The organism is Panacagrimonas perspica (assembly GCF_004364935.1).
In the GTDB taxonomy this organism is placed as follows: Bacteria; Pseudomonadota; Gammaproteobacteria; order Nevskiales; family Nevskiaceae; genus Panacagrimonas; species Panacagrimonas perspica.
The window spans coordinates 25,777-47,010 of record NZ_SOBT01000012.1 but is presented as its reverse complement, the minus strand read 5'-3'; the positions used below and the strand labels follow the sequence as shown (position 1 = coordinate 47,010).

The 21,234-nt window shown below is 66.7% G+C and carries 17 protein-coding genes and 1 tRNA gene; 6 read left to right on the top strand and 12 right to left on the bottom strand.

Translation table 11 applies throughout. From position 1 onward, the window contains the following. Positions 1 to 33: 33 nt before the first annotated feature. The 10 genes from DFR24_RS21825 to DFR24_RS21780 all read right to left on the bottom strand — a co-directional run bounded on the left by DFR24_RS21825 (position 34) and on the right by DFR24_RS21780 (position 12,113). A complete protein-coding gene (locus DFR24_RS21825) occupies positions 34 to 1,632 on the bottom strand; it encodes a glucan biosynthesis protein (RefSeq protein WP_133883585.1) in 1,599 nt (532 codons plus the stop codon). Between the two features lie 42 nt (positions 1,633 to 1,674). Next, positions 1,675 to 2,115: a CoA-binding protein gene (locus DFR24_RS21820; RefSeq protein ID WP_133883584.1), complete on the bottom strand. Its 441-nt coding sequence runs from the start codon at positions 2,113 to 2,115 to the stop codon at positions 1,675 to 1,677. Between the two features lie 5 nt (positions 2,116 to 2,120). Continuing rightward, positions 2,121 to 2,534: an RNA-binding S4 domain-containing protein gene (locus tag DFR24_RS21815; RefSeq protein WP_133883583.1), complete on the bottom strand. Its 414-nt coding sequence runs from the start codon at positions 2,532 to 2,534 to the stop codon at positions 2,121 to 2,123. Between the two features lie 13 nt (positions 2,535 to 2,547). Then, on the bottom strand, positions 2,548 to 2,955 hold the full coding sequence (locus DFR24_RS21810; protein ID WP_133883582.1) for a CBS domain-containing protein: 408 nt from the start codon (positions 2,953 to 2,955) through the stop codon (positions 2,548 to 2,550). An 83-nt stretch (positions 2,956 to 3,038) separates the two neighbouring features. Beyond that, positions 3,039 to 4,538: a D-alanyl-D-alanine carboxypeptidase/D-alanyl-D-alanine endopeptidase gene (gene dacB, locus DFR24_RS21805; protein WP_162851373.1), complete on the bottom strand. Its 1,500-nt coding sequence runs from the start codon at positions 4,536 to 4,538 to the stop codon at positions 3,039 to 3,041. 328 nt (positions 4,539 to 4,866) lie between these two features. Then, positions 4,867 to 9,150: an Ig-like domain-containing protein gene (locus tag DFR24_RS21800; RefSeq protein ID WP_162851372.1), complete on the bottom strand. Its 4,284-nt coding sequence runs from the start codon at positions 9,148 to 9,150 to the stop codon at positions 4,867 to 4,869. A 262-nt stretch (positions 9,151 to 9,412) separates the two neighbouring features. Further along, positions 9,413 to 9,489: transfer RNA gene (locus DFR24_RS21795), tRNA-Arg, on the bottom strand. Positions 9,490 to 9,606: 117 nt separating this feature from the next. Next, positions 9,607 to 10,353 (bottom strand): amino acid ABC transporter ATP-binding protein, encoded by a 747-nt coding sequence (locus DFR24_RS21790; protein ID WP_133883579.1) that lies wholly within the window; start codon positions 10,351 to 10,353, stop codon positions 9,607 to 9,609. Continuing rightward, the gene (locus DFR24_RS21785; protein WP_246051754.1) at positions 10,346 to 11,311 is read right to left on the bottom strand and encodes an amino acid ABC transporter permease; all 966 of its coding nucleotides are present in this window, start codon (positions 11,309 to 11,311) and stop codon (positions 10,346 to 10,348) included. The genes DFR24_RS21790 and DFR24_RS21785 overlap by 8 nt, the downstream gene beginning before the upstream one ends. Continuing rightward, positions 11,301 to 12,113: a transporter substrate-binding domain-containing protein gene (locus DFR24_RS21780; RefSeq protein ID WP_246051753.1), complete on the bottom strand. Its 813-nt coding sequence runs from the start codon at positions 12,111 to 12,113 to the stop codon at positions 11,301 to 11,303. Before DFR24_RS21780 ends, DFR24_RS21785 begins: the two co-directional genes overlap by 11 nt. 129 nt (positions 12,114 to 12,242) lie before the next feature. Between DFR24_RS21780 and DFR24_RS21775 the strand changes: the two genes are divergently transcribed. The 4 genes from DFR24_RS21775 (at position 12,243) to DFR24_RS21760 (ending at position 16,719) form a co-directional block, all read left to right on the top strand. Next, on the top strand, positions 12,243 to 13,457 hold the full coding sequence (locus DFR24_RS21775; RefSeq protein WP_246051752.1) for a hydrolase: 1,215 nt from the start codon (positions 12,243 to 12,245) through the stop codon (positions 13,455 to 13,457). Between the two features lie 91 nt (positions 13,458 to 13,548). Next, the gene (gene astA, locus DFR24_RS21770; protein WP_133883577.1) at positions 13,549 to 14,565 is read left to right on the top strand and encodes an arginine N-succinyltransferase; all 1,017 of its coding nucleotides are present in this window, start codon (positions 13,549 to 13,551) and stop codon (positions 14,563 to 14,565) included. Next, positions 14,562 to 16,067 carry a succinylglutamate-semialdehyde dehydrogenase gene (gene astD / locus DFR24_RS21765; protein ID WP_133883576.1) on the top strand — a complete coding sequence of 502 codons (1,506 nt, stop codon included), beginning with the start codon at positions 14,562 to 14,564 and terminating at the stop codon, positions 16,065 to 16,067. Before astA ends, astD begins: the two co-directional genes overlap by 4 nt. Before the next feature lie 133 nt (positions 16,068 to 16,200). Continuing rightward, complete coding sequence (locus tag DFR24_RS21760; protein ID WP_133883575.1) at positions 16,201 to 16,719, top strand: RDD family protein; 519 nt, start codon at positions 16,201 to 16,203, stop codon at positions 16,717 to 16,719. A 77-nt stretch (positions 16,720 to 16,796) separates the two neighbouring features. Here the strand turns inward: DFR24_RS21760 and lptG are convergent, their stop codons facing one another. Further along, a complete protein-coding gene (gene lptG / locus DFR24_RS21755; RefSeq protein WP_133883574.1) occupies positions 16,797 to 17,870 on the bottom strand; it encodes an LPS export ABC transporter permease LptG in 1,074 nt (357 codons plus the stop codon). Between the two features lie 58 nt (positions 17,871 to 17,928). After that, positions 17,929 to 19,017 (bottom strand): LPS export ABC transporter permease LptF, encoded by a 1,089-nt coding sequence (gene lptF / locus DFR24_RS21750; protein ID WP_133883573.1) that lies wholly within the window; start codon positions 19,015 to 19,017, stop codon positions 17,929 to 17,931. 186 nt (positions 19,018 to 19,203) lie between these two features. Between lptF and DFR24_RS21745 the strand changes: the two genes are divergently transcribed. Both DFR24_RS21745 and DFR24_RS21740 read left to right on the top strand, forming a co-directional pair. Continuing rightward, the gene (locus DFR24_RS21745; protein WP_133883572.1) at positions 19,204 to 20,727 is read left to right on the top strand and encodes a leucyl aminopeptidase; all 1,524 of its coding nucleotides are present in this window, start codon (positions 19,204 to 19,206) and stop codon (positions 20,725 to 20,727) included. Continuing rightward, positions 20,724 to 21,179, top strand: a complete 456-nt coding sequence (locus DFR24_RS21740) for a DNA polymerase III subunit chi (protein WP_133883571.1) — start codon at positions 20,724 to 20,726, stop codon at positions 21,177 to 21,179. Before DFR24_RS21745 ends, DFR24_RS21740 begins: the two co-directional genes overlap by 4 nt. Positions 21,180 to 21,234 lie beyond the last annotated feature (55 nt).

The following is a 21,234-nucleotide window of genomic DNA, read 5'->3' as shown; positions in this document are numbered from 1 at the left end:
GAGTCGAGGCGAATCCGGACAGACGCAGGCCTCTTATTCGAGCTTGCGCTCCGCCACCGGCGGCGGCGACCACTGGTAGAGCCAGGTCTCGGAAAATGCCTGCCCGTTGACGTTGAGGTACATCCGGATATCGATCGGCGTTTCGGTGTCGTCCGGCGGCACCAGATCGAACATCGCGCGATAGCCCTGCACCGCGTGCAGCGGTCGCACCGAGGTGATCTCGACCTTGCCGCGGTTGACGCTGATCACCGGCTCGATCTTCACGTCGGGTCCGAGCAGCGACAGATCACCGCGCGCGAAGTCCACCGCGAAACGTTCCGAGTAGTACGCCCGCTTGCGGCCGATCACGCCGCCGATGCCGGTGCGCGTGGCGACGACCTGCGCCAGATTCGGCTCCACCGGCGGCTTGGCGCCCCAGTGCAGCCGGTAGCTGAACAGCAACTCCTGCCCCGCGGCGGTCGGCGCTTCCGGCACCCAGAACGCGACGATGTTGTCGAAGGTCTCGTCCACGGTCGGCAGTTCCAGCAACTGCACCGAGCCCTTGCCCCAGCCTGCCCGCGGTTCCACCCACACGCTCGGGCGCCGATCGTAGAAGACGCCGTCGTCCTGGTAGTGATCGAAGTCGCGGTCCCGCTGCATCAATCCGAACCCGCGCGGATTCTCGGCCTGGTAGACGTTGAAACGGCGATTGCGCGGATTGGTCAGCGGACGCCAGACCCATTCGCCGTTGCTGCTCCAGATCGCCAGACCATCGGTGTCGTGGATTTCCGGGCGCCAGTCGTTGGCCTTGCGGCGATCGTTCTCGCCGGTCTGGAACATGCTGGTCAGCGGCGCGATGCCCAGGCGCTCGATCGGCTTGCGCGGATACAGCGCCGCGTCGATCTCCATCGTCAGCGTCTGTCCCGGCGTGATCTCGAAACGGTACGCGCCGGTGGTGCTCGGCGAATCGAGCAGGCCGTACACGATCAGCTTGTTGGAGTTCGGCGCCGGCCGCTCGAGCCAGTAGGCGACGAAGTCCGGAAATTCCTCGGGCCGTTCCATACCCGAATCGATGGCAAGGCCGCGCGCCGACTGCCCGTACTGCCACTCGCCACCGACTGCCCGGAAATAGCTGGCGCCGAGAAACGCCGCGACATCGCGCGAACGATCGGTGTGATACGTCACGCGAAAGCCTGCGAAGCCCAGGTTCTTGGGCAGCTTCTTGCCATCGATGCCGCTCTTGCCGTAGTCGAACATGCCGGAGTCGTAGGCAAATTCCTGCGCCTTGCCGTCGACCAGCTCGTACATGTGGACCGGCGACTTGAAGTACAGGCCCAGGTGGAAGAAGGCCGCGCGGAAAAACGAATCGGAATCACGCCACAGCAGGTGATCGTCGCGGAAGCGGATCGACTGGTACTGGTCCCAGTCCATGCCGCTGACCGAGGCCGGCAGTTCGCTGGTGCGCGACTTCCACGGCTGCGCGGACAAGGTGCGCGCGCGACCCTTGAGGGTGGCGTAGTCGAACTTCTCGGCTTCCCCGAGCTTGCGCAGGGGTTCTGCCGCGTTGGCAGGAGAGGCGAGCAAGGCCAGCGCGGAGGGGAACCCGGCGGCGAGCAAGGCCGGGGCCGCAGCGAGGAGATCTCGTCGTTTCATGGCTCAGGTTTTTCTGATGGAAGTTTGAAGAAGAAAAGCGCGTCAGCCTGCCCAGTTGCGATGCTCGACCATCAGGCAACGATCCTGCACGACCGAAATACCGGCGTCGGCCAGCTTCCTGGCAAACGCATCGTCGCGAATGCCCTGCTGCAGCCACACCGCCTTCGGGCGCTTGGCCAGGATCTCGTCGAGATGGCCCGCCAGGTCCTGCGGACGGCGGAACACGTCGAGCAGATCGATCTCGCCGGGGACGTCCGCCAGCTTGCGAAACACCGGCCGCCCGAGGATCTGCGTGACCTGCGGGTAGTACACCGGCACCGGGATGACATCGAGGCCGGCCTGCACAAGATAGGCCGGCACGTAGAACGCCGGCTGACTGGAATGCTCTTCGGTCTTGATGCCGAGCACGGCGATGCGGCGGGTGGCCGCCAGCACGGCGGCGATGCCGGCAGAGTCCTCGATCAGCTTTCCGCTGCTGCCCATCGTCATCACTCTCCTCGCTTGAAACGGGTGCCAGCACGACGCTGGTCACGCTCGGGACGCACCACGTCGAACATCGGACCAGACTTGCGCATCAGCCGCGCGTCTTCCTTCCGGCGCAGGCTGTCCGCAGTTTCTTCGTAGAGTTGCTGCGCCTCGGGCGCGCCATGGCGCTGGTCGCTCAGACCCTTGACGATCACTTCGCGTTCATCGAAGCCCTGGCGCAGGTTGACGACCGCACCCACGCGCACCGCACGCCCGACCTTGGCGCGTTCGCCGTCATAGCGCACGTGACCGGATTCGATCGCCTCCTTGGCGATGCTGCGAGTCCGATAGAAACGCGCCGCCCACAGCCACTTGTCGAGTCGAACCGGGACCGACGATTCGTCGTGGTCGTCCTCGTCCTTGCGCGTGCCTCTCACCGCGTGTCCCGCATCAGCAGAGCGAGCTGATGGCCTTGAGCACGTCCGAACGCGAGATCTGGCCGACGAGCTTGCCGTTTTCCATCACCGGATAGCGGCGAAAAGGCTTGCTCAGGAACATCTGCGCGAGCTGCGTGAGGCTGTCGTCGGGGGAGACCGAAATGACGTTGCCCTTCATGAACTGGCTGACGGGTCCGGCGACGCAGGTGTCCTCGGCCGCGATCAGGCCCACCTGCATGCAATCCATCTCGGAGAGCATGCCGACGACCTGGCCATTCGCGTCGACCACCGGCGAACCGCTGATGTGGTGCTTCACGAGCAGGTTGATGGCCGCCATCACTTCCGTGTGCGGAGCGAACTTCACGAGCTTCTCCACCGGGGTCATGTAGTCACGCACCACCACCGAATCGAGTTTCGCCATGTCGCTGTCTCCCCGGATCGCCGCTGTATGCCTGAACCATACTGCCCGGACAGGGGCCTGACAATCGCGCCGCGCCGGCGCCTTCAGTAGCGGGCCAGCAGTCCGTCGATATCGGCGCGGATGGCTTCCATCGACTTGTAGAGCGGCACGTGGCGTTTTGCATCGCTGCCGTTGATCAGGATCGCGAAGGCCATCCAGCCCCCGTCCTTGCGGCGCAGATACCCCGCCACGGCACAAACAGAGACCGGATCGTTCATCGTCCCGGTCTTGAGCGCCACGCGGTTCTGCCACTCGCGGCTGCCACCCCGCAGGAACGCGAACGGCGCCTGCGCCGGCACCACCAGCCCGCCGTAGAACGCCGGAAAGGTCGCGGTGTTGCGGTACTGGTAGTCGAGCATCGAGACCATTTCGGCGGCCGAGATCTCGTTCTCCGGCGTAAGGCCGCTGCCACTGAACAGCCGCGGACTGCTACTGCCGCTCGTTGCATTGCGGGTGAGCGCGCCGGTCAAGGTCAGCGATGCCTCGGATAGCTGCGACGGCGGCTTGGGCGTGCGCGCTGCCGCGATGTTCAGCGTCAGCAGATCGGCGACGTAGTTGTTCGAATATCGCAGCATCCGGCTGAGCTGCTCGCGCAGGGCCACGCCCTGCACGCGCGCGAGCACGCTGTCGGCCTGGGCTGGCGGCCCGTACTGCACGCGCGTCTTGCCCGCAATGGTCACGCCCAGTTCCGCGAGCATCTGGCGCAGCAGCAGCGCCGCGCCCATCGCCGGGTCGGACATCGCGCGGTACACCTCTTTGGAATCCCCCTGTGCGATCACGCCGCCGACCTTGAGCACGTCGCCGCCGTCGGCCGTGCTGCGGCCGATCCAGAAGTTTTCCTTGGTGCGCGCCCCGCCGGTCTTGATGCTGCCCTCGACCGCCACCGGCAACGGCGTACCGCCACAGGCGCGCAGCCGGGCGGGCTCGCCCGAAGTCGTGGGAATGACTTCGACGCACCAGGTGCCGAAGTCGACCGCCAGTGCGGACAAGGGCGTATTGAACGCAGTGTCGCTGCTCTCCAGCGCCTCGCACCGGTCCACGTTGTCGCAACCCAGCGGACCGTACGTGGGATTGGCGACCAGGCTGCCGCTCACCGAGCGGATGCCCGCCGCCCTCACCTGCCCCGCCAAGGTCCACAGATCACGATGATCGAGCGTCGCATCGCCATCGCCGCTCAGGATCAGGTCACCCGTCACGCGGCCGTCGCTTTGCACGCGCCCATTGAGCATCACGCGCGTCTCGAAGCTCTTGTCGGCCGGCCAGACCTCCAAGGCGGTCGCCGCGACGACGAGCTTGGTGATCGAAGCGGGCGACAGGCGCGTCTTCGCGTTGAGGGTTTCGTAGAGCTCGGCGCCAGTGAGGTTCTGCACTACGGCGCTGACGCGGGCGCCGTCGCGCTGGAGGCCTTGCAGGGCGGTCCAGCCGGGTTGCTGAGGCTTGGCTGCCGGGCCGTGGGGCTGAGGCTTGGCCGCCAGGCCGTGGGTCGGCCACAGCGCTTGCACGAGCAGGACGAGAGCGCACGCGATCTTGTTGGGCGATTTCACTGATCGCGTCTTTCTCATCATTATTTTTCTTTGGGGAAGGAGTGCTGCTGGCCGACGCTGCGGGCCCATCGCAGCATCAGGTCCGATCGGAAAGTCCGATCAAAAGTTCCGCGGTTTGATCAAACGGAGCCTTCGTGTTGCTGCGTCGTGCGTCGTCGATGGCGAATCGGGATTTCGCACGGTCGTCGCGATCAGATGGTTCGTGCGGTCGTCATGGAACCGCTTCGGGCAAATCGGACAAACCGGCGACTGCCTCGGCATCGAAGTGCGGAGGCCCGCCACCGGTCTTCGCAAACCGGTGGCGGGCCTCTCTAATCGGCGCCGACGATCACGGCGCCTCGCTGTTGTCCAATGGGCTATACGACAGCGCATTCCCAGCGTTGCCGTCGGTGTGACATTGAGGATCGGCAGTATCGATAAAAGTGTCTGCGTCATTGTCGATACCGTCAGAACACTGCGGCAGGGCCTCGGAGTTGTCCAGCGGGTTGTACGACGTCGGATTCGCGGCATTGCCGTCGGTGTGACAGCCGGGATCGGCAATATCGATCAACCCGTTGGCGCTATTGTCGACGCCATCGGAGCACTGGGCGTTGACGGTGCTGCCGCAGCTCGCACCCGTGCCGTAAGGGCTGATCTGTCCCGGCGGCGCGATGGTGCAGTCGGCATAGTCGGGCGCAGCACCCGGCAAAACGAAGCTGGTAATCGCCACCGATTCGGAACCCGCCACCGACGCCGTCGCCTTGAGCGTGACCGCGACCCAGTACGCACGATCCTGCGGATACGTCAGATCGAAATCGGCAACGCCGTCCACCAGCGGAACAGTGCTCGGGACCGTGACGACATTGCCCGGATCGAGAATGCCGTTCGTATTGAGGTCTTCGCCCGCATCGAGAATGCCGTTACCCAAACCGACCGGAACGTCTTCCGTCCGGCATCCGCTGCCGAACCCGGTGCTCAGGGACGGTCCGGGTACGGTGTAGGAGGGGACCCAGATTCCAGGCGGCGTCACGCAAGTTGCGAACGCACCCTTCTGGTAGGCCACGGAAATCACGGTCAAGCGGAACGTGGTGTTCGAAGGCGCCGGATTGCCTGCCGCATCCGTCACCACCGCCGAATACGGCAGCTTGTAAACCGTGGGGCTAGGCTCGGCGACGGTGTTGCCGGTGCCCAGCGAAATGAACAGGGCCTGCCCGCCCACGGTGATGTTCGCCGTATCCGTGATGGCGGTCGCAGGAATCGACGCGGCGATGGCGACGCCATTGGTGGCGCTGGGAACGGTCGAAGCCCGGTACGTCACGGTTGCCGTGCCGCCCGAATTGGTCACTGCCGACGCGGCCGACAACGTTCCGCCGGTGGCGTCCGTCAACAGGAAGTCGACCCTCTGGTTGGCCACCAGATTGTTGCTGGCGTCACGCACGACCGCCGTCAACGTGCTCGAACCCGATACCGGAATGGTGGCCGGGGTCGCCTGAAGGTCGAGGTTGGCCGGAGCATTCGCCAGGATCTGCACCGACTTGGTCACCGAGCTTCCCGACGCGCTCTGCAGCGAGACGATGGTTTCTCCAGCGCCGTCACTTCCATTCGAACGGATGTCGATATCGATGACCCCGCCCGGACCGGTTATGGCCCCAACAACCTGCTTCATGCCCGGGACGTTGTTCAGGTAGCCACGCGTCACGCTGTAGCTGACGACCTGACCTACGATCGGCACCCCGGCCTCGGTGTACACGAACCGAAGTCGCGTGCCCTGCGTCGGCGGACCAATCGCCACGACCGGACCGTCGCCGATGAATGCGGATTCGTTGTCGTCGGTTGCTGAAGCGCACTGGCCATCAAATCCAGCCCCGACACCGAAATCCACGCCCGCGTCGCCGGGGAGTTCGTTATCGATCAGGTCCTGGCACTGCAGCAGGTAGGTGAACTGGTTGGCCGTGACCGTCAAATTGAGCGCGGCCGTGGCGTTGAGCACTCCGGCATCAGCGCTCAAGGTGTCACTGCCGGGATTGGTGCCGGTATAGCTGAAGCTCGCAGTCCCGTTGAAATCCGTGACGACGGAAGCGGAATTCAAAGGCGCGGGCGGCAGGTTGTTCAGCAGGGACGTCACGGTCACCGAGCGACCGGGAATGCCTGCCAACGTGGAATCGCGCAACACCACCTGATAGGTCTGGACCTGGCCAGCGCCCACGGTGATCGGTCCATTGATCTGCAGGGTCGTACCGACCACCGCGATCTGCACCGTATTGCTGCTCCCTCCCGAACTCGACGCGGTCACATTGACCGTGCGGTTGGCCGGATTGCCGCCCGTGGTCAGCACTGCGGTGGCGGTGCCCGACGCATCCGTGGTGCCCCGCGTGACCTGGATCGCGGCGCCCGGCGCTGCGAACGTCACCGGAATGCCGGCAACCACCACGCCCTGCGAGTCCTTGATGATGGCGGTCAGCGTGATGCCGTTGGCCTGCAGGACAGCGCCCGACGGCAACTGCGGCGAAGAACTGATCAGCGTGATGTTGCTGACCGGGTTGACCACCTGGATCACTTCCGAATCGCTGATCGTGCCGACCCTGGCGCTGACCGTGATGGAGGGCGGCAGGCTGGTATTGCCACCGGTGGTCAACACCGCGGTCGCCTGTCCGTTGGCATTGGTGACGGCAACGATGTTCGCCAAGGCGCCCGCGTTGGCCGCGAACTCCACAGTCACGCCGGGAATCGGATTGAGGCTGGAGTCCAGCGCCGTGGCCGTCAGCGCGACGCCCTGCGCGGGACTGCTCGCCGTCGAGAGCAAGGTGCTGCTGCTCGTGCTCAGCGTGACGAAGGCGACGGAACGACCCGAGGCTCCGGCAACGACCTGCACCTGAATCGTGGAACTGAGCCCACCGGCACTCGCCGTCACCGAGATGGTGCGAAGTGCAGGATTGCCGCCCGTGGTCAGCTTGGCCGTGGCGACGCCATTCGCATCGCTGGTGGCGCTGATGCTGACGAGCTGCCCGGAGGTCGCGCTGAACGTCACCGGCGCACCGGTGACCGCGTTGTTGTTGGCGTCGCGAACCAGTGCGGTCAGCGTCACCACACCTGCTGCGGCCGCGGTGTCGGCATCCGACGGCAACTGCAGGCTGCTGGCGATCAGGCTGATCGCTCCGACCGTGGGGCCGCCGGAGGGCGCGATCACTTGAATGTTGATGGTGGACGAGAACCCACCCGCGGTAGCGGTCACCTGGATATTTCGCGGAGTGCTCACGCCGCCCGTGGTCAGCACCGCCTGGGCCGCACCGCTCGCGTCGGTGGTGCCCTGCGTGACGATGATGGCGCCGGAATTCGCGGTGAAGGTCACCGGTACGCCCGGCACCACGCGGTTGCCCAGATCGGTGATGACCGCCGTCAGGTTGACGCCGGTAGCCTGGGTATTGCCGGTGGAAGCGAGGGTCGCGCTGCTCGAGAACAGATTGATGGCGGCGGGATTGCCGACCTGGCCCGCCGAATTGACCACCTGGATAGGCGGCGACAGGCTCGCGCTCAGCGTGCCGACCGTCGCGGTGATATTGATCGTGCGCAGCGTCGAATTGCCACCGGTGGTGAGTACCGCCGTCGCGCGGCCGCTGCCATCCGTTGTTCCGACGATGTTCACCAGCTGGCCCGACGTCGCGGCGAAGCCGACGTTGACGCCGGACACGGCGTTGTTGTTGGCGTCCGTGATGATGGCGGTGATGGTCACGCCGTTGGCGGCATTGACCGCGTTATTGGCCAGCGTCGGATTGCTGGAAATCACCGTGACCTTCGAGACACCCTGGCCCGCTTGAGGGCTGACGACATTGATCGTGCTGGAATCGCTCTGACCGCCCGCGCTGGCCGTGACGGTGACGGTGCGCAGCGTGGGGTCGCCTCCGGTGGTGAGCGTCGCGGTGGCGATACCGTCCGAATTCGTCGTACCGACCACGCCCACCAGCTGGCCGGAAGTGGCGGCGAAGGCCACCTGGACACCGGCGACGCCGATGTTCGCTGCATTCTTGACGATGGCCTGCAGCGGCAGACCTTCTCCCGAGGTATCCGCATCCGAAGGAAGGTTTGCGGAGCCTGGCGACAGGGTGATGGTGCTGAACTGGGGTCCGCCACCACCGGCGGGAATGACCTCGATCGTCGCGGAACGCGTCGCGCCGCCGACCTTCGCCGTCACCGTGATGGTTCTGGGCGTCGGATCACCGCCCGTATGCAATGTCGCCGTGGCGCTGCCGTCCGCTCCCGTGGTCGCACTGGAAACGACGATGACGCCCGAGCTGGCGGTGAAGCTGACGGTGGCGCCGGCCACCGCGCTGTTGCCGGAATTCACCGCGATGGCGGTGAGCGGCACGCCTTCTGCGGCCGAATCGGCATCTGAAGAAAGGGTCGCGCTGCTGGCGATCAGGTTGATTCCGGCAACCTTGGGGCTTCCCGTGCCCCCGCCACCATCGTCTGATCCGTCGAACGTCGGCCTGTCACCTCCGCAACCTGCGATCGTCAACGCGGAAAGGGCGGCGCAGAGAGCCCGCAGGAAACGGTGACTACCCATATAACCCCCAGACTGCCGCAAGCATGGCGCGGCTTTGTATGGCCCGGATGCTATCTTGAAAGTACAGGCCAAACAACCGACTCGCGGGCAAAAGGAAAGTGTTTTCGAAGGTTTGGCCGAGGTTTGCGAGTGGCTGACAAACCCGAGTCGGGTGTCTGGTTTTTCGAGTCCCCGGCAACGGCAGACCGGGGCCCCGGTCCCACGATCCCCGCTTTCGGTCGAACCGCGGAGAGGCAGGCGACGAGCGCGCGCAGTCAGGAGCCGAGGGGCTTGCGCCGTCGGCGCGATCGCACGAGATGCCGGGTCGCCACGACACCGCCTCAAGCGCAGCGATTGGTGTCCCCGGCGGGAGTCGAACCTGCGACCTCGCCCTTAGGAGGGGCGCGCTCTATCCAGCTGAGCTACGGAGACGTCCGGCAATTCTAAGAGGTCGGGGGATGGCCGTCTCGCACGCCATGCGGGGAGCCCGGGTTCGCCGGCGGATGCCTCGACCGCATTCGCCCGCACCCGGGGCTGCTCGGCGGCGCATCAGCCCGCCTGACCCAGGAACGCCCTCAGGCGTGCATTTTCCGGGTTCGAGAAGAATCGCTCCGGCGCGTCCTGCCAGACGATGCTGCCGGCCTCCATGAACACCGCACGCGTCCCCACCGCCCGCGCGAACACCATCTCGTGGGTGACGATGCACATCGTCATGCCCTTGAGCGCCAGGTCCCGCATGACGTCGAGCACCTCGCCCACCATCTCGGGGTCGAGCGCGCTGGTGGGCTCATCGAACAGCATGACGTCCGGCTGCATGCACAGGGCCCGCGCAATGGCCACGCGCTGCTGCTGGCCGCCCGAGAGCTGCCCCGGCCGCGACCGCGCCTTGTCGGCCAGGCCCACCTGCTCGAGCAGCGCCAGCGCCCGGGCACGCACCGTCGCCACCGGCTGGCGCAGCACCTTGACCGGCGCGAGCATCAGGTTCTCCAGCACGTCCAGGTGCGGAAACAGGTTGAACTGCTGGAACACCATGCCCACCTTCGTGCGCAGGCGATCCAGCCGCGCCCCGCGGGCATGCACCGAGACGCCCTCGATCCAGACCTCGCCCGCGCTCACCGGCTCGAGCACGTTGAGCGTGCGCAGCAACGTCGACTTCCCGCAGCCGCTCGGGCCGACGATGCAGATGACCTCGCCCGCGTGGATCGACAGCGACACGTCCTTCAGCGCCTGCGTGCCGGTGCCGGCGAAACACTTGTCGACGTGACGCACCTCGATCAGCAGCCTTGCGTCAGTCATGACGATCCAGCCTTCGTTCCAGCCGCCGCACCGCGAACGACAACGTCCCGGTCAGCGCCAGGTACAGCAAGGCCACGCAGAACCACACCTCGAACGGACTGAACGTGGAACTCACCACCTCGCGCCCGGCCTTGGTCAGATCCGTCAGCGCCATGATCGAGACCAACGAAGAATCCTTGATCAGGTTGATGAACTGCCCCGCCAGCGCCGGCGAAGTGCTGCGCAGCGCCTGCGGCAGGACCACGTGGCGCATCGCCTGGAACGCGCTCATGCCCAGCGAGCGCGCGGCTTCGGTCTGCCCGCGCGGAACGGCCTCGATGCCGCCGCGCACGATCTCGGCGATGTAGGCGGCCGTGAAAACGGACAGGGCCGCAACACCTGCCGCGAACGCGGACAGCGACAGCACCGTGCCGATGAAGAAGTAGAAGATGAAGATCTGCACGAGCAGCGGCGTGCCGCGGATCACTTCGACATAGAGCGCGGCGAGGTCGCGCGACACCACACGACGGGACACGCGACCCAGTCCGACGACCAGGCCCAGGATCAGCGCGAACACCAGCGACGCCAGCGAGATCTTCAGCGTCATCCACAGGCCGATCGCCAGCGGTCCGGCAGACCAGCCGTGTTCACGACCGAGCGTGTTGCCCGCAAAGACGATGTCGCCGTCCGACACTTCGATGCGATCGAAACCCGCCACCGTCACGGGCTCGCCGCCACCGAGCAGCGGCGTCAGCGTCAGGCTTTGCCCGTCCGGCGCGAACTTCACCGTGCCATCGAACGGCGCCGGAATTTCAGTGCCGCCGGTCTCGACCAGATAATGGGGAACGCGCTCCCATCGCCACTCGTAGTCGATCTGCCGGCTGGCGTAATACAGGCTCAGACCCACCGCGAGAACCACGATGGCCGCGGCGAGATGTCCCACCCACCCGCCGCGCGAATCGGAAGCCTCAGCCCTCAAGATTCTTCATCCACGCGGTGCTGTCGAACCAGCGCTTGTAGAGCAGGTCGTAGGTGCCGTCGTTGCGGATCGCGTCGAGAAAATTGTCGAGCCAGTTGAGGAAATCCGGATCGCCCTTGCGGATCGCCCAGCCCAGGTTCTCCTTCGTGAACGGCTCGGCGAGATGCGCAACGTTGCCGGCATAGCGCAACGCGTAGATCGCGTTGAACGGGAAGTCGTAGATGAACGCATCGGCGCGACCGTTGCGCACTTCGAGCGAGGCGTCGGCCTCGCTCTCGAAACGCTTGAGCTGGGCACGCGGGAAGAATCGCCGGGCCGCGAGATCGCCCGAGGTCCCGAGCTTGCTGGTGATGATGTATTTCGGATCGTCCAGCTGCGTGTGCTGCGTGATCTTTCCCTCGAGCTTCTTGGCCAGCAGCGCGGTCTGTCCGATCACGATGTACGGGCGCGTGAAGTTCACCTGCAGGTTGCGCTCGGGCGTGATCGTCATGCCGCCCATCAGCAGGTCGAACTTGTCGGTGAGCAGCGCCGGGATGATGCCGTCCCACTGCGTGTTGACGAAGCGCACCTTGACCTTCATCACCGAGGCCATCTTGCGCGCAAGGTCGATGTCGAAGCCGATGAGATTACCGTTGCGGTCGAGCATCTCGAACGGCATGTAGCCCGCTTCCAGTCCCACGCGCAGTTCGCCGCGCTTGAGGATCTGGTTGAGCGTCGACTGCTCCCACAGCCCGGGTTCCCGCGCACGCAGCAACCCGGGAGCCAGCAGCAGCGGCAGCGCGAGAAAGTGTCGGCGTTGCACGGCGCCTCGCTCGTCAGGGACGTCTACAGGGTAGCCCGGATGGAGTCCCGGGCGGTCGCCCTCCCGGCTCTTTCGCTTCGCGAAATTCAACGTCCGGGCTACGGAGTCGCAACGTTCTACACTCGCACCGTGAACGCTCTGGCGAACCCGCTGGACTGGATCGACGCGCAGCTTCCCGCGATGCGCGAGTTCCTCGTGCGTCTCGCCGACCAGAATTCCGGCAGCTTCAACGTCGCGGGCGTGAACGCAGTCGGTCGCGACATGGCGGACCGGTTCGCTTCGCTGGGTGCGACCACGGAGTTCATCGATCTGGCGCCGTTCGCGTCGACCGGTGACGACGGCCTGCTGCATGCGCGCCCGGTCGGACGGGCGGTGCGCCTGCGCAAGCGCCCCGAGGCGCCGCTGCGCGTGTTCCTGTGCGGGCACCTGGACACCGTCTACCCGGCCGATTCCGCTTTCCAGAGCGTCATATCGCCGGCGGACGACGTGCTGCGCGGACCGGGTGTGGCGGATCTCAAGGGCGGCCTGCTGGCGATGTGGGCGGCGCTCGCGGCGCTCGAACAATCGCCGCATCGCGATCGCATCGGCTGGGAGGTGCTGCTCAACCCGGACGAGGAGATCGGTTCGGCCTCGTCCGCCGCACTGCTGGCCGAAGCTGCGGCGCGTCATCACCTCGGCCTGGTCTACGAACCCGCGCTGCCGGACGGACATCTGGTCGGCGCGCGAAAAGGCAGCGGCAACTTCGACGTGGTCGTCCACGGTCGCGCGGCGCACGCCGGTCGCGACTTCGCGGCCGGACGCAATGCCCTGGCCGCCTGCGCGCGGCTCGTCGACGGCGTCAACGCGCTCAACGGCCAGCGCGAGGGCGTGACGATCAACCCCGGTTACCTGCATGGCGGCGGCGCGCTCAACATCGTGCCCGACCTCGCGGTGTTCAAGTTCAACGTGCGCGCGACGGGGCCGGACGACGGCTGCTGGCTGCACGAGCAACTGGACCTCTTGCTGACGCGCGCCAACGCCGTCGACGGCATCTCGGTGGAACTGCGCGGCGGCTTCACGCGCCCCGCCAAGCCCTTCGACGAGCGCAATCGACGCCTCGCGGCGCTGATCGGCGATTGCGGCCGAACGCTCGGCCTGTCACTCGAATTCAAGCCCACCGGCGGATGCTGCGACGGCAATAACCTGCATGCGGCCGGACTGCCGAACATCGACAACCTCGGCGTCGTCGGCGGCGACATCCATTCGGAGCGCGAGTGGATGCGCGTGTCCAGCCTCACCGAGCGCGCGAAGCTATCGGCACTCCTGCTGCTGCGCCTGGCTTCCGGCGAACTCGCATGGAGCTGAGAGCCCATCCCGTAGCCCGGGTGAAACCCGGCATCCCCGCTCGGTCCCAAAAGAGAAACCCCGGGTTTCACCCGGGCTACGGGGCGTGCCGATGAACCTGATCCGGCCGATCCGTCTCGACGATCTCGACGCGCTGCTGGAAATCGCGCGCGGCGCCGGCGCGGGATTCACCTCGCTGCCACCGGACCGCGACTACCTTCGCGACCGCATCGAACTCTCGCTGAGTTCCTTCGCCGCACCGGTGTCGCAGGCGGGACACGAGCGCTACCTGTTCGTGCTGCAGGACGGCAGCAGCGGGCTCATCGGCGGTTGCTGCGCGATCGAAGCAGCCTGCGGTCTCGACGAGCCGTTCTACAGCTATCGCGTCGGCGAGACCGTGCAGGCCTCGCAGAAATTCGAGGTCTACAACCGCACGCAGACGCTGTACCTGACCAACGACTACACGGGCGCCTCGGTGCTGTGCTCGCTGTACCTGCGGCCGGAGTTTCGCGGCAAGGGCGGCGCGGGCCGCCTGCTGTCGCGTTGCCGCTTCCTGTTCATGGCGGCCCATCCGGCGCGTTTCGCGGATCGCGTCATCGCCGAGATGCGTGGCGTATCGGACGAACGCGGCCGCTCGCCGTTCTGGGAAGGCCTGGGCCGTCACTTCTTCAGCGTCGAATACGCCGAGGCCGAACACATCGTGGGCATGGGCAACAAGAGCTTCATCGCCGAGCTGATGCCGGCGCATCCGATCTACGCGGTGCTGCTGCCGGCGGAAGCACGCGCGGTGATGGGCCAGGTGCACGCACACACGGCACCTGCACTGCGGCTCCTCCAGAGCGAGGGATTGCGCCACACCGGCTACATCGACATCTTCGATGGCGGCCCCACCGTCGAGGCACCGGTGGCGGACATCCGCGCGATCCGCAAGTCGCGGGTCCTCGAAGCGCGCGTGAGCCACGCCGTGTCGCGCGGCACCGCGCACCTGGTTTCCAACGATGCGCTCGACGGTTTTCGCTGCGTGATGGCCGATCTAGCACCCGCGCGCGACCACGTGGTACTGGATCAAGCCACCGCGGCTGCGTTAAACATACGGGCAGGAGACTCCGTGAGAACCCTCGGCCCATGAGCCAGACCGACCTGAATGACGCCGACGCGCACACCGGCAAGCTGTTCATCGACGGCGCGTGGGTCGAAGGCGTGGGCGAACCCTTTGCCAGCATCGAGCCCACGCAGGGCGACGAGATCTGGGCGGGACCCGCCGCCGGCAAGGCGGACCTGGATTGCGCGATGGACGCGGCCTTCGACGCCGCCGACGCCTGGGCCGATGCGCCGTTCGCGCAGCGCGAAGCCATCGTGCGCAAATTCGGCACGCTGCTGGAACAGAACCGCCACGCGCTCGGCGAAGTCATCGCCCGCGAGACGGGCAAGCCGCTGTGGGAGTGCAAGGCCGAAGTCGGATTGATGATCGCCAAGATCGATCACTCGGTGCGCGCCTATCACGAGCGCACCGGTACGCGCGAAAGCGAGGAAGCCGGCCTGCGCCAGACCGTGTGGCACAAGCCCCACGGCGTCGTCGCGGTGTTCGGGCCCTTCAATTTTCCGGGCCATCTTCCGAATGGTCACATCGTGCCGGCCCTGCTCGCCGGCAACTGCGTGCTGTTCAAGCCCAGCGAGCAGACCCCGCTGGTCGCCGAACATGTCGTCAAACTCTGGGAAGCGGCCGGCATTCCGAAGGGCGTTCTCCAGCTGCTGCAGGGCGAGCGCGAGACCGGCGAGCTGATCGCGGCACACGAGGAACTCGATGGCCTGTATTTCACCGGCTCCGCGCGCACCGGCGAGATCCTGTCGAAACAGTTCGCGACCCAGCCCGGGAAAATCCTGGCGCTGGAAATGGGCGGCAACAACGCCTTGGTCGTGGGCAGCGCGGTCAGCGACATTCCCGCCGCCGTTCGCGACATCCTGCTGTCGGCCTATCTGAGCGCCGGCCAGCGTTGTACCTGCGCGCGCCGACTCTACGTGCCGCGCGGCGCTGCGGGCGATGCGCTCGTCGCTGCGCTGGTGGAGGCCTTGCCCAAGCTCAGGATCGGCCCCTGGGATTCCAGCCCGGAACCGTTCATGGGTCCGCTGATTTCGGTGAAGGCCGCGGACGGCATCCTGTCCGCGCAGACGCGACTGCTGGCGCTGGGCGCCCGTGCGCTCGTCGAGGCCAGGCGGCTCAAGCTCGGCCGCGCGTTCCTGTCGCCGGGTCTGCTCGACTGCAGCGGCCTCAACCGCATGCCGGACGAGGAGCATTTCGGCCCGCTGCTGAAGCTGGTGCGCTACGCCTCGTTCGAGGACGTGGTGGATACGGCCAACGACACGCGCTTCGGCCTTGCCGCCAGCCTGATTTCCGAAGACGACGCCGAGTGGAAGCATTTCCGCCTGCGCATCCGCGCCGGCATCGTCAATCGCAATCGCCCGACGACGGGCGCCTCCGGCGGCGCGCCGTTCGGCGGCATCGGGGCGTCGGGAAACCACCGGCCGAGCGCGTTCTACGCGGCCGACTACTGCGCATATCCGGTGACGACGATGGAGGCGGCGCGGTGCGAGCTGCCGTCGCAGCTGGAACCCGGCCTGGAACTCCCGTAACCGTAGCCCGGACGAAGTCCGGGGTTCCCCTCGAATACGACGCGCCATCCCGGACTTCGTCCGGGCTACGGGTGCGTTCTCCAATGCGGGGCGATGCCGCAAACTTGGCGAATCTTCCCGAGCCTTCCCCCTGATGTCGAACCTGATCGTGCCGTCCCCGCTGTGGCGTCGCCTCTTCGCCTCCGTCTACGACGGCCTGGTCCTGCTGGGCCTGAGCATGGCCACGCTGCTGATCGAGATGCTGGTGCGCGAGAACCTGCTGGGCCTGCCGAAGAACATGACGTGGCTGCAGGGCCTGCTGTTCTTCGTCGGGCTCGGATTCTTCGGCTGGTTCTGGGTCCATGGCGGGCAGACGCTGGGCATGCGCGCCTGGCGCCTGCAGGTGCGAAGGCTCGACGGCGCGCCGCTGCGCTGGCCGATCGCGGCGGTGCGTTACACCGTGATGCTCGTGACCTGGCTCGCCGTGCTGATGCCCAGCCTGCTCGGCATTCCGCGTTACGCCGCGATGCCGGGCATCGACGCCGCGGCGCTGGCCTGCGTGCTCCTCTCGCTCGCCGCCGCGGCCCTGATGCTGGTGGAATCGCGCCGCCGCGCGCCCTGCGACTTCGCGGCAGGCACCGAAGTGGTCGTGATCCCGAAAGCGGTACCGTAGCCCGGACGAAGTCCGGGGGTTTTTCTCGAATACAGAGCGCAATCCCGGACTTCGTCCGGGCTACGGGGAGGGTCGCGTCAGCGCGCCGTTGCGAGCCGTATCAGCGCCAGCACCATCAGCACCGCGGTCGGCGTTCCGGCGGACACCGGCGCCGACCATCCATACAGCGCGCCCAGGTTGGCGGACACCTCGTTGAGCAGATGGAAGCCCACGCCGACGAGCACGCCCAGCAGCAGGCGCTGCCCCGCTCCGCCACCGCGCGTGGGACCGAACACGAAGGGCACGGCGAACAGCACCATCGCCGTGACGGTGATCGGTGCGATCAGCTTGCGCCATAGCTCCAGCCGCTGATCGCTCGCATCCAGCCCGTTGGCCTCGAGATATTCGATCAGGCGCATCAGGCCCGAAGCCGAGACGCTCTCCGACTCGAGCACGTAGAAACGCAGCACCTCGGGCTTCAGGCCGCTGGTCCACTCGAGCGTCTCGTGCTTGTCGACCCGCGTATGGTCGCCTCCGAACGCGGTCTCGGTGACACGGTTCAGCAACCAGACGCCCTGCGAGTAGTCGGCATCTTCCACGCTCAGCACCGAGCGCAGCGTCAGCGCGTCGTCGAATCGAAAGATCTCGGCATCTGCGAAATGGTCTTCGGCCAGCAGACGACGGATCAGGAAGATGTTGTTGCCGTCGCGCAGCCACACCGGCTTGCTGCTCACCCCCGCCGCGATACCGCCGCGCGCCACCGACTTCACGCGTTCCGCCGCTTGCTGCCCCGCCGGGGCCAGGCTTTCGCCCAGCACGACGGCCAGTACCCCCAGCAGCAGGCCCGCGATCAGCGCCGCGCGGCCGATGCGCAGATTCGAATATCCGGCAGCGCGCATCGCCGTCAGCTCGCTCTGCGCGGCGAGCTGCCCCACCCCGAGCAAGGTGCCGAGCATCGCCACCAGCGGCATCAGCACGTACAGGCCCGAGGGCATCAGCAGCAGCGTCATCGTGAAGATCTGCGTGACGCCCAGCGAACGGCTGCCCGAATCCACTTCGGTGATGAAGTTGATGAAGCTGTAGAGCGCCACCAGGCCCAGGCCGACGACGGCGCTCAGGCCGAAGATGGCAAGGACGATGTAGCGGTCGAGGCGCCCGAATACAGCGCTCACGTCCGCCTCCGTAGCCCGGGTGAAACCCGGGTTCCACCCGGGCTACGGCGAGCCGTCCTCATGCGCCCGTCCTGCGCAAGGTCCAGCCCTGACGGCGCGCGATCATCCACAGCGCCGCGCCCGCGAACAGCAGATGCACCCACCATAGGCCGACGACCGACGGCACACGTCCCTTGGCGATCCAGGCCTGTCCCAGGCCGAGCAGGTTCGAATACACCAGGTACAGCACGATCCCGAGCACCAGCTTGCCGTAGCGACCCTGGCGCGGCGCCAGGTACGACAGCGGCACCGCGAGCAGGCCGAGCACGAACACCGACACCGGCGCCGCGATGCGCCAGGCCAGCTCGGCCTTGTCTTCGTTGTCGTCGGACATCATCAGGTCGGACGTCGCCGACAGCTTGCGCTTGCTGCTGGTGTAGGCGAACTGCGGCGGTGTGATGCGCGTTTCCAGTTCCTCGAAACGCACGACGTCGAAATCGGCCGAGCCGGGTTCGCCGGCGTACCGCAGGCCGCCGTACAGCGTCACGTGCCGCTCGCCGGTAGCCTGGTCGATCGACTGCCTGCCCTCGGAGGCGATCAGGATGCTTTCGCCCTTCTCCTCCTGGACGCGCGCGAAGACCGTCGTGAGCTTCTCGCCGGTCGGGTCGATCTGCTCGGTGTAGAAGATGGCGCGGCCGCCGGCCACCGACTTGAAGCGCCCCGGCTCGAACGGCGTGTACTGCACCAGGCGACGCGCATCCTTGGAGATGTAGTCGACATGCCGCCCCGCCCAGGGACCGGCGTCGAAGGCGAGCCAGGCGGTGATCAGGGCCATCACGGCAGACAACCACAGGAACGGCCGATACAACCCGCCTAGGCTCACTCCGCAGCCCATCATCGCGGCGACCTCGCTGTCCTTGTACAGGCGGCCGAGCGTGAGCATCACTGCCAGCAGCAGCGCCGCGGGGATCAGCAGCACGAGGTACTGGATGCTGGAAAGCGCCACCACCTGCGCCAGCAGGTTCCTTGGCAGATCGCCCGTGGCCACCGCCCCGAGAAACTTGGCGAAGCGCGCGGACAGCATGATCGCGAGCAGCACCAGCGTCACCGCCAGCGTGGCGGCAGCGGTTTCACGCAGCAGGTAGCGATCGAGCGTTCCGCGGAGCATGCGACCAGGACGAGAGGCAAGTCGCTCATTATGCGGGACCCCGCCGACTGCCCCGTGAACGAACCTTTCACGACACACGCAGCGAGGCCGGGCCGTGAAGCTGGATAAAATGCCCCGGCGAGGCCGCGGGCCCGCCCCGGGAGCTCAGGCTCCTCGACCCGAACGAGACGGAAAACCAAGACCCTCATGGAATACCTCGTCAAGAACAGCAGTCCCGACAAGCGCCGCACCGGTTGCGTCATCGTCGGCATCTTCGATCGTCGTGCGCCCAGCGCCGACGCCGGGATCATCGAGAAGGCCTCCGGTGGCAGCCTCGCCGGCGTCATGCGCCGCGGCGACATGGACGGCAAGCTCGGCCAGACGGTGATCCTGCACGACGTGCCGGGAACCGCCGCCGACCGCGTGATGCTCGTGGGCCTGGGCCGCGCGAGCGGGTTCGACGAGTCCGCGTTCCGCAAGGCCGTGGCCGCCAGCGCCCGCGCGCTGCGCGCCACCGGCGCCGTCGAAGCCGTGAGCTACCTGACGCGGCTCGAGATCAAGGGCCGCGATGCCCATTGGAGCGTGCAGCAGGCCGCGCTCGTCACGCAGGCCGAGTACTACCGCTTCGACGAATGCCGCGGCGAAGCGGCCAAGGCCGACCTGCCGGTGTACAAGCTCGAACGCCTGTTCTTCGACGTCGCCGACAAGGGCGGCGTGAGCGCCGGGGAAACCGGCCTGCGCGAGGCGCTCGCCATCGGCTCCGGCCAGCAGCTCGCCAAGGACCTGGGCAATTCGCCCGGCAATCTCTGCACGCCCACCTATCTCGCCGAAGCGGCGAAGAAGCTGGGCGGCACCGGCGAGCGCGCCGCCGTGAAGGTCAAGGTGCTCGAAGAAGCCGACATGAAGAAGCTCGGCATGGGATCGCTGCTGTCGGTGTCGCGCGGGTCGCGCGAGCCGGCCAAGCTGATCGTGCTCGAGTACCTGAAGGGCAAGAAGGGCGACAAGCCGATCGCACTGGTCGGCAAGGGCCTGACGTTCGACGCCGGCGGCATCAGCATCAAGCCGTCCGCCAACATGGACGAGATGAAGTTCGACATGTGCGGTGGCGCCGCGGTGCTCGGCACGTTCAAGGCCGTGTCGGAACTCAAGCTGCCGATCAATCTTGTCGGCGTGATCGCGGCTTCGGAAAATCTTCCGGACGGTGCGGCGGTCAAGCCCGGCGACGTCGTGACGAGCATGGCCGGCATCACCATCGAGGTGCTCAACACCGACGCCGAAGGGCGCCTGATCCTGGCTGACGCGCTGACCTACACCGAGCGCACGTTCGATCCGTCGATCTGCATCGACATGGCCACGCTCACCGGCGCCTGCGTCGTGGCGCTGGGCGCCTACCCGAGCGGCCTGTTCTGCAACACGCCCGCGCTCACGCGCGCGCTGAGCAGCGCCGGCGAGCAGATCGGCGATCGCGTGTGGGAGCTGCCGATGTGGTCGGAGTACGACGAGCACATCAAGAGCGAGTGCGCGGACATCGCGAACATCGCCACCAAGGGCGCCGGCCAGGCCGGCGCCACGATCGGAGCGGTGTTCCTGCAGCGCTTCGCGCGCAAGATGAAGTGGGCGCACCTCGACATCGCGGGCACGGCCTGGGTCGGCAAGAAATCCAGTGGCCGCCCGGTGCCGCTGCTGGTGCAGTACCTGCTCAACGTCGCCGGAAAGAAAAGCGAGGCATGACGCGGGTCGATTTCTACCTGTTGTCGGAGGCCTCCGGCAACGTGGTCATGGCGGTCTGCCGCCTGTGCGAGAAGGCTGCCAACGCGGGCCATCGTCTCTACGTGCGGACGCCCGATCCGGGCCTCGCCGACGAGATGGACGGCGCGTTGTGGAGCTTCAAGCAGGGCGGCTTCATCCCGCATGAGCGCATCGGCAGCGCCGCGATCGAGGATCCGCAGCCGCCGGTGCTGATCGGCGGCGCCGAGCCGCCGCCGACGCATCACGGCGTGCTGATCAACCTGGGCGACGACATCCCCACCTGGTTCTCCACGTTCGAGCGCGTGCTCGAAGTGGTGCCCGCCAGCGATGCCGGCCGAGCGAAGTCCCGCGATCGGTTTCGCTACTACCGCGAGCGCGGATACGAGCTCAAGACGTTCGAGCAGAACACCGAAGGTGGCTGGCAGGCGCGTTAAGGCGTAACCGTAGCCCGGACGAAATCCGGGGTCGCCCTCGCAGATCGAACGTCGA

What these genes read in the sequence shown, in the direction of transcription:
- DFR24_RS21760 (WP_133883575.1), top strand. Translation starts at nt 16,201, where the DNA reads ATGTCGAACCTGATCGTGCCGTCCCCGCTGTGGCGTCGCCTCTTCGCC.
- astD (WP_133883576.1), top strand. Translation starts at nt 14,562, where the DNA reads ATGAGCCAGACCGACCTGAATGACGCCGACGCGCACACCGGCAAGCTG.
- DFR24_RS21810 (WP_133883582.1), bottom strand. Translation starts at nt 2,955, where the DNA reads ATGGCGAAACTCGATTCGGTGGTGGTGCGTGACTACATGACCCCGGTG.
- DFR24_RS21790 (WP_133883579.1), bottom strand. Translation starts at nt 10,353, where the DNA reads ATGACTGACGCAAGGCTGCTGATCGAGGTGCGTCACGTCGACAAGTGT.
- DFR24_RS21825 (WP_133883585.1), bottom strand. Translation starts at nt 1,632, where the DNA reads ATGAAACGACGAGATCTCCTCGCTGCGGCCCCGGCCTTGCTCGCCGCC.
- DFR24_RS21820 (WP_133883584.1), bottom strand. Translation starts at nt 2,115, where the DNA reads ATGGGCAGCAGCGGAAAGCTGATCGAGGACTCTGCCGGCATCGCCGCC.
- DFR24_RS21740 (WP_133883571.1), top strand. Translation starts at nt 20,724, where the DNA reads ATGACGCGGGTCGATTTCTACCTGTTGTCGGAGGCCTCCGGCAACGTG.
- astA (WP_133883577.1), top strand. Translation starts at nt 13,549, where the DNA reads ATGAACCTGATCCGGCCGATCCGTCTCGACGATCTCGACGCGCTGCTG.
- lptF (WP_133883573.1), bottom strand. Translation starts at nt 19,017, where the DNA reads ATGCTCCGCGGAACGCTCGATCGCTACCTGCTGCGTGAAACCGCTGCC.
- DFR24_RS21745 (WP_133883572.1), top strand. Translation starts at nt 19,204, where the DNA reads ATGGAATACCTCGTCAAGAACAGCAGTCCCGACAAGCGCCGCACCGGT.